8 protein-coding genes are annotated in these 6,861 nt (G+C 70.6%); 4 read left to right on the top strand and 4 right to left on the bottom strand.

The features are described 5' to 3' along the window. The 3 genes from VFL64_RS11090 to VFL64_RS11100 form a co-directional block, all read left to right on the top strand. Positions 1 to 354: hypothetical protein (locus VFL64_RS11090; RefSeq protein WP_489540435.1), on the top strand; the 354-nt coding region annotated here is incomplete at its 5' end. Then, positions 351 to 1,151 (top strand): DUF72 domain-containing protein, encoded by an 801-nt coding sequence (locus tag VFL64_RS11095; RefSeq protein ID WP_489540436.1) that lies wholly within the window; start codon positions 351 to 353, stop codon positions 1,149 to 1,151. The genes VFL64_RS11090 and VFL64_RS11095, both read left to right, overlap by 4 nt. After that, the gene (locus VFL64_RS11100; protein ID WP_489540437.1) at positions 1,151 to 1,438 is read left to right on the top strand and encodes a 2Fe-2S iron-sulfur cluster-binding protein; all 288 of its coding nucleotides are present in this window, start codon (positions 1,151 to 1,153) and stop codon (positions 1,436 to 1,438) included. Before VFL64_RS11095 ends, VFL64_RS11100 begins: the two co-directional genes overlap by 1 nt. Before the next feature lie 54 nt (positions 1,439 to 1,492). Here the strand turns inward: VFL64_RS11100 and VFL64_RS11105 are convergent, their stop codons facing one another. The 3 genes from VFL64_RS11105 to VFL64_RS11115 form a co-directional block, all read right to left on the bottom strand. After that, entirely contained in the window at positions 1,493 to 2,224 is a 732-nt protein-coding gene (locus tag VFL64_RS11105; protein ID WP_489540438.1) for a S1 family peptidase, read from the bottom strand. A gap of 21 nt (positions 2,225 to 2,245) precedes the next feature. Beyond that, positions 2,246 to 2,500: a hypothetical protein gene (locus tag VFL64_RS11110; protein WP_489540439.1), complete on the bottom strand. Its 255-nt coding sequence runs from the start codon at positions 2,498 to 2,500 to the stop codon at positions 2,246 to 2,248. Between the two features lie 383 nt (positions 2,501 to 2,883). Next, positions 2,884 to 3,495 (bottom strand): histidine phosphatase family protein, encoded by a 612-nt coding sequence (locus tag VFL64_RS11115; protein ID WP_489540440.1) that lies wholly within the window; start codon positions 3,493 to 3,495, stop codon positions 2,884 to 2,886. A gap of 132 nt (positions 3,496 to 3,627) precedes the next feature. Here VFL64_RS11115 and VFL64_RS11120 point away from each other — a divergent pair, with 132 nt between their 5' ends. After that, the gene (locus tag VFL64_RS11120; protein ID WP_489540441.1) at positions 3,628 to 5,307 is read left to right on the top strand and encodes an MBL fold metallo-hydrolase; all 1,680 of its coding nucleotides are present in this window, start codon (positions 3,628 to 3,630) and stop codon (positions 5,305 to 5,307) included. Here VFL64_RS11120 and VFL64_RS11125 read toward each other — a convergent pair. After that, positions 5,304 to 6,695 carry a serine hydrolase domain-containing protein gene (locus VFL64_RS11125; protein WP_489540442.1) on the bottom strand — a complete coding sequence of 464 codons (1,392 nt, stop codon included), beginning with the start codon at positions 6,693 to 6,695 and terminating at the stop codon, positions 5,304 to 5,306. The two genes, VFL64_RS11120 and VFL64_RS11125, sit on opposite strands and share 4 nt — an antisense overlap. Positions 6,696 to 6,861 lie beyond the last annotated feature (166 nt).

Consider the following 6,861-nt stretch of genomic DNA (forward strand, 5'->3'; position numbering starts at 1 on the left):
ATCTCCTGGTTGTCGGCACTGAAGGTGATCCCCTGGGGCGACGTGATCGAAGCGGCGCCGCAGGTGGTCAAGGGCGCACGCAAGATGTTCACGCGCACGCAGCAGCCCGAACCCGCGGCGCCGTCGGCCCCCGCGGCCGACCCGGCTGAACGCGTCAGCCAGCTCGAAGCGCGCGTGGCGCGGCTGCAGGAGCAGCAGCAGGCCTCGGCCCAGCTGATGGAGACGCTGGCCGAGCAGAACGCGCGGCTGGTCGAGGCGGTCGAGATCCTGCGTGTGCGCACGCGCTTTCTGCTGGTGGTGAGCGGCGTGCTGGCCGTGGTGCTGGCGGGCACGATCGCCTGGAGCCTGCGATGAGCGGCGGCCACGTCCGCATCGGCATCGGTGGCTGGACCTTCGAGCCGTGGCGCGACAACTTCTACCCCAAAGGCTGGTCGCAATCGCGCGAACTGGAGTACGCCAGCCGAAAGCTCACCGCCATCGAAGTCAACGGCACCTACTACAGCAGCATGAAGCCGGCCACCTTCGCCAAGTGGCGCCAGGAAACACCCGATGGCTTCATGTTCTCGCTCAAGGCCAACCGCTTCGCCACCAACCGGCGCGTGCTGGCCGAGGCGGGCGAGTCGGTGAAGAAGTTCATCGACAGCGGCCTGGCCGAACTGGGCGACAAGCTCGGGCCGGTGCTGTGGCAGTTCGCCCCCACCAAGCGTTTCGATCCGGTGGACTTCGAAGCCTTCCTGAAGCTGCTGCCTTCGCAGGTGGGTGGCCTGCCGCTGCGCCACGTGATGGACGTGCGGCACGATAGCTTCAAGACGCCCGAGTACCTGTCGCTGGCGCGCCGCCACAAGGCGGCCACGGTGTTCACCGACTCGGACGACTACCCGTCGTTCGCCGACATCACCAGCGACTTCGTCTACGTGCGCACCATGCGCTCGCAAGGCGACCTGCCGCAGGGCTTCAGCCCCGCCACGCTGGACCAGTTCGCCGGCTGCGCGCAACGTTGGGCCACGGGTGACGAACCCGATGGCTTGCCGCGCGTCGAACCCAGGCCCGAGGCCGGGCCGGCGCGCGACGTGTTCCTGTTCTTCATCAGCGGTGCCAAGGAACGCAACCCGGCGGCGGCGATGGCGGTGATCGAGCGGCTCAGGGGCTGATGCGCGTCCGCCTGCTCGGCCGAGCCGAAACCTTCGACGCACCCGCTGGCCAGTCGCTCCTGCAATCGGCCCGCGAAGCCGGCCTCGTGCTGCCCAGTTCCTGCCGCAACGGCACCTGCCGCGAGTGCCTGTGCCGGCTGGTCGAAGGCCGCGTGAGCTACGCCATCGAGTGGCCGGGCCTGAGCGTCGACGAGAAGCGCGAGGGCTTCATCCTGCCCTGTGTGGCGCGGCCGGAGAGCGATCTCGTGATCGATGCGCCGCGGGCGCGGATGCAGGCCCTCGGCTGACTCGACGGCGCGGCCGCACAACGGCCTGGCCAGGCGCCATCGTCGCGTGGCACATCAGGCTTCAGTCAGCGTCATCAGGATGTCGGCATACCAGGCGACATTGAGACCGAGTGACTCGTCGACGTTGCGGTCGCGGTTGCCCATGTCGAAGCGGGATGAATGAATCCCGAGCAGCTTCCAGCGCAGCGGGTGCTCCATCGGGCCGCCTTCGTCCAGCCGGGCCACGACCGGTGCACCGCTGGTGCCGCTGTGCGTGCGTGCGTCGGTCAGGAAATGGCCCTTGCCCTGAAAGCGCACGCCCCAAGGCGACGCGAGGACGGCGTGCCGCGTGACCGGGAGGTGATGCACCTCGTCGTGGAAGCCGAGGGGAAAGCCTGGAATGGCCAGCGCGCTTCCGAGGTGCACCGTCGCGTCGGCCGCGACAAGCTGATCCGGCGTGAACGCGTGGACTGTTGCGCCGGCTGGGAACCTGCTTTGGTCGATCTCGATGACCGCGACGTCGATCTCGCCGGCGTCGTCGCGCCCCTCGCGCCATGCGGCGCGCCTGTTTTCATAGAGGAGCACGGACCAGCCGGTCGAGGCCGACAGGTCATCGGGGTCGGTGTGCAGCTCGATCTCGAGCCGGTCGGGCCGATGGGACTGCCCTTCGTCGATGAAGACGTGCCGGCTGGTGACGAGGAACAAGCGCTCCGACCGCCGGAAGAAGAACCCGCTGGCGGCCGTGGCGCTGCGAGAGCCGGAAAACGTCAGCAGCCGGGCGGTCGCGAACAGCAGGGGATCGATCATGAGCAGGCGCATCCCCGGCCGTCACGCCAAGGGCGACGGCAGGGGTGTTTCGTGGCGAAGCACGGCAAGCAGCTGCTTGCAGATGTTTTCCCCCGTCGCGGTGAGTCGCAACGAGCCGCCGTGCCATTCCAGCCAGTCGAGCGTGACGTAGTCCGCGATGAAGCCGGCGTCGATCTCACACGCGCGGCGGCGTCCCAGGAGGTCGACGGTGGACAGCAAGCTCTCCCTGAGCGCTTCGCGCCGGGGCTCGAGCATGCGGGGGCTGAGACTGTTCAAGGCATCTCCAGTTCAAGGTGTGTGGTCAAGCGGCTTCAAGCCGGGTCGGATCGATCCCGCAGGTCATCAACTGCCGCACGGAACGCGGTTCGTGCTCCCGCTGGAGCCGAGTTGCCAGGCATCGTGCTTGCGGGTCCATTCGGGAAGTCGCTCGCCCGGCGAGCAGATCGCTTCCGCACGAACGGGGCCAGGCCTTCGGACTTGGGCGACTCGCTTGCAGTGGAGTCGCCGGGTGAGCTCGCAAAGGGGTCGGCTCATGCAAAGTGCGTGGCCCGGCCAGGCGCCCTGTCTCGCACAACATGGTGCAGGGCCGCCAACGTCACGGCAGTAAGCAAACACGCAACGCGAGGTCAGTGTACGCCTGTGACAGGACTCCCGCGGCCTCAGCCGCCTGAGAGGCTCTGGCTGTCGTCCTGCGTGGCGGCGTCGAGGTGGCGGGTGCAGTCGAGCAGTTCCACCGTGTGCGGGGCCAGTGCGGCCAGCACACTGACCGAGGTGTTGCCGATGCGCGGCAACTCGCCGCTGTCGGTGCGCTGAGCGTGCCGCGAAAGCAGCGCGCGGATCACCAGGCCGTGCGTCACCACCGCGAGGGGGCCGCCGAGCTGCGTGCGCAACGCCACGATGTGCGCGAAGGCCTGGGCCACGCGCTCGAAGAAGGCCGCCATCGACTCGCCACCGGGCGGTGCTTGCTCCATGGTGAGCGGGTTGAAGCCCAGGGTGTCGTAGGGCTGGCCGCGCAGGTCACCGAAGTTGCGCTCGTGCAGCAAGGCGGTGGTGCTCACCGGCAGGCCGGTGGCCGCGCCAATGGCCTGCGCCGTGCTCAATGCGCGCGGCAGGTCGCTGCTGACGATGCCGGCGAGCGGCCCGCCCGCCAGCCGCCGGGCCACGGCCTGTGCCTGGGCCAGGCCGGTCGGGCTGAGCGGCGTGTCGGCCGGCTGCAGCGTGCGGGCCACGTTGAGCGGCGTTTCGCCGTGGCGGACGAGGAGGATGGTCATGGTGTGCGCGGCAGCTCGGGGTTGCCTGATTCTGCGCAAGAGCGGCCCGCTGCGCAGCCACCTTGGTGACGCCCGGGGACGGCGCGGGAATGCCAGACTTGCGGCATGCTCCAGAACGCTCACAGTGCTGACATGACCTCTCCCGACGTTGCCCCCATCGACCTCAGTTCCGCCGGCAAGCCGCCGCGCCCCGCTGCCACGCTGGTGGTGGTGCGCGATGCGCCCATCGGTGTGGAGGTGCTGCTGCTGTGCCGCGCCGAACGCGGTGACCACAACAGCGGTGCGTGGGTCTTCCCGGGTGGCACGGTGGACCCGGGCGACGCGCAATGGCGCAGCCTGTGCGAAGGCGGCGATGACGCGTCGGTGAGCCGGCGCCTCGGCCTGCACGAAGGCGGGCTCGACTACGCCATCACCGCCATCCGCGAATGCTTCGAGGAATGCGGCCTGCTCTTTGCGCGACGCAACGGCGCGCTGGTGGGCGACGACGCCCGGCGCCTCGCGCCCTGGCGTGCGCCGCTCAACGCCGGCGAGCGCAGCCTCGGCGAGTTCTGTGCGTCCGAAGGCCTCACGCTCGCCGTCGACGAACTCGCCTACCTCAGCCACTGGCTCACGCCGCTCGGCCGCGCCAAGCGCTACGACACGCGCTTCTTCGTGGCCCAGGCGCCGGCTGGCCAGCAGGCCGAGCACGATGGCGTGGAGATGGTGGCGATGCAGTGGCTGCGGCCTTCCGAGGCGCTGGCGCGCAGCGATTCGCTCAAGCTGATGGGGCCCACGCGCGCCACGCTCAGCGCGCTGGCGCACTTCGAGACCGCGCAGGCGCTGATGGAGTGGGCACGCTCGCCGCGCGAGGTGAGCATGATCAACCCACGCATCGGCGCCGGCAGCCAGGGCCTGCGCCCGGTGATGCCGCACGAGGTGGCCTGGGCCGAGATGGGCCGCATCGACCCGCTGGGCCACGGCACCGCCTCGTACGAGATCGTGCCCGGCCGCGCGGTCAAGCTCTCGGCGCATGTGATCCGCGTCACCGCACCCAACGCCGGCGTGATGACGGGGCCGGGCACCAACACCTACCTCGTCGGCGGTGGCGAGCGCAACGAGTGGGCCGTGATCGACCCCGGCCCGGCGATCCCCTCGCACGTGGAGGCCATCCTGAAGGCGGCGCCGGGCCCCATCCGCTGGATCCTCGCCACGCACACGCACTCCGACCACTCACCGGCCGCCGTCTCGCTCCAGCAGCACACCCACGCGCAGGTGCTGGGCCGCCTGCCGGCCCACCCCGACCGGCAGGACGCGAGCTTCGCGCCCGACCGTGTGCTCAACGACGGCGAGCGCCTCGAGCTCGGCCCGCACACCACGCTGCGCGTGATCCACACGCCCGGCCACGCCTCCAACCACCTGTGCTACCTGCTGGAAGAAGAGAAGCTGCTCTTCACCGGCGACCACGTGATGCAGGCCTCCACGGTGGTGATCAACCCGCCCGATGGCGACATGGCGGCCTACATCGCCTCGCTGCGCGCGCTGATGGGCGAAGACATCGACTGGCTCGCGCCCGGCCACGGCTTCCTGATGGCGCAGCCGCGCAAGGCCTTCGAGGCGGTGATCGCGCACCGCCTCAAGCGCGAGGCCAAGGTGCTGCACGTGCTGCGCGAGATGAGCCCGGCCACGCTGGAGCAACTGCTGCCCGTCGTCTACGACGATGTGGATGCCCGCCTGCTGCCGGTGGCCCAGCGCTCGCTGCTGGCGCACCTGGGCAAGCTGGCGCACGACCGTGTGGCGGTTGAAGCGAATGGCTGTTGGGGCATGGCCACCTAGTTCAGCGCCGCGCGCACCTCGCCGACGATGCGGTCGGTCTCTTCGATGTCGTCGCCCTTGGTGTGCGACACACTCAGGCGCACGATGACCAGCCGCTCCGAGGGGATCACCACGATGAACTGGCCCATGAAGCCGCGTGCGAAGAAGGCGTCGGCGGGGGCATTCGCCAGGCCCCAGGGCACACCCCAGTCCGGGTGGCGCTGCGCGCCCAGGCGGTTGGTCCACAGGCCGGCGCCGTAGCCGGTGGCGAGCGTGGGTGTGGTCGACCAGCCCACCCAGCCGGCGGGCAGGATGCGCGTGGGGCCGGCCATGCCGTCGTCGAGGTAGAGCTGGCCGAGGCGCGCCCAGTCGCGTGCCGGGGCCAGCATGTGGGCGGCGCCCACGGGCGTGCCGGTGGCGTCGATGTCGAGCGTGACGCGGGCCATGCCCAGCGGGCCGAAGAGCTCGCGCTGGGCGAAGCGCAGCACCTCGTGCGCGCTGCCGCCGGCCTGGTCACGCACGATGCGCGAGAGCAGCAGGTAGTTTGGGTCGGCGTACGCATGCCGCGTGCCGGGCGCGGCCGCCAGCGGCGCGGCGGTGATGGCGGCAGCCTTGTCGCGCACGCTGTACAGGATCTGCGTGCTGGGGTCGAAGCCGCTGTTGTTCTGCGGCAGGTCCAGCCCCGAGGTCTGGCGCAGCAGCTGGGCCACGGTGATGGCGTGGCGCGGGTCGGCCGCGTCGGCCCAGGCGGGCACCGGCGCGGGGGCGTCCACGTTCAAGCGCCCCTGGCGCACCAGGATGCCGACCAGCGCGTTCACCGTTGTCTTGGTCATCGAGAAGCCGAGCAGGGGCGTGTCGACGCCGATGCCCGGCGCGTAGCGCTCGGCGATGAGCCGGCCGTCGCGCAGCACGAGCACGGCCTTGGTCTGGTGGCGGCGGTCGGGCTGCAGCGCGCGCGTCAGGGCGGCCGCCAGTGCGGGGTTCGTGGTCTCAACCAGTGCCGGGCCGGCGATCGGTGGCTGGGAGGCTTGAACCGCGTCGAACACCGGGGCAGGTTCAGCCGGCGCCGGCGTTTCACCTGCCGGCAGGGCCACGCAGCCCAGCCCCGGGCGGTGCACGGCGCGGCTCTCGAAGCCGCCAGCCACCGAGACCGTGACCTGCCGCGCCGCCGGGTCGAGCTGCCAGCGCAGGCCCCAGTCGACCAGGCCCATGCCCGGCTGGGGCTGCACGCGCTCGGCATAGGCCGTGGCGGCGTCCAGCCCGGAGACGTAGACGTCGTCGCACAGCCAGTGGCTGGTCAGGCCGGTTGCGGTCTGCACCGCGCGGTCAACGCGCCAGGCGGCGCAGCTGGTGAGCGCCAGCGCGGCAGTGGCGAGGGCGCTGAATCGGATGAGGGAACGAGTGGCCAAGCGAAGCCTCCACAGGTGCTGAAATGGCGCTCACTCTCGCGCCGGCGCCCTGGTTCGTCTCGCCGAAACCGGATTCGGCTGGCCGATTGCAGGAATCGGCCAGCGAAAGTCCTGGCTCAGGGCGCTTCGCCCGCTGCGGCGGCCCCGCGCTCCACGTTGATGGGCA

The sequence above is a fragment of the Rhizobacter sp. genome (assembly GCF_035702065.1).
Taxonomy (GTDB): domain Bacteria; phylum Pseudomonadota; class Gammaproteobacteria; order Burkholderiales; family Burkholderiaceae_C; genus Rhizobacter.

Bases quoted from the DNA above. Each gene is read 5' to 3' on its own strand.
- VFL64_RS11105 (WP_489540438.1), bottom strand. From the start codon at position 2,224: ATGATCGATCCCCTGCTGTTCGCGACCGCCCGGCTGCTGACGTTTTCC.
- VFL64_RS11115 (WP_489540440.1), bottom strand. From the start codon at position 3,495: ATGACCATCCTCCTCGTCCGCCACGGCGAAACGCCGCTCAACGTGGCC.
- VFL64_RS11095 (WP_489540436.1), top strand. From the start codon at position 351: ATGAGCGGCGGCCACGTCCGCATCGGCATCGGTGGCTGGACCTTCGAG.
- VFL64_RS11100 (WP_489540437.1), top strand. From the start codon at position 1,151: ATGCGCGTCCGCCTGCTCGGCCGAGCCGAAACCTTCGACGCACCCGCT.
- VFL64_RS11120 (WP_489540441.1), top strand. From the start codon at position 3,628: ATGACCTCTCCCGACGTTGCCCCCATCGACCTCAGTTCCGCCGGCAAG.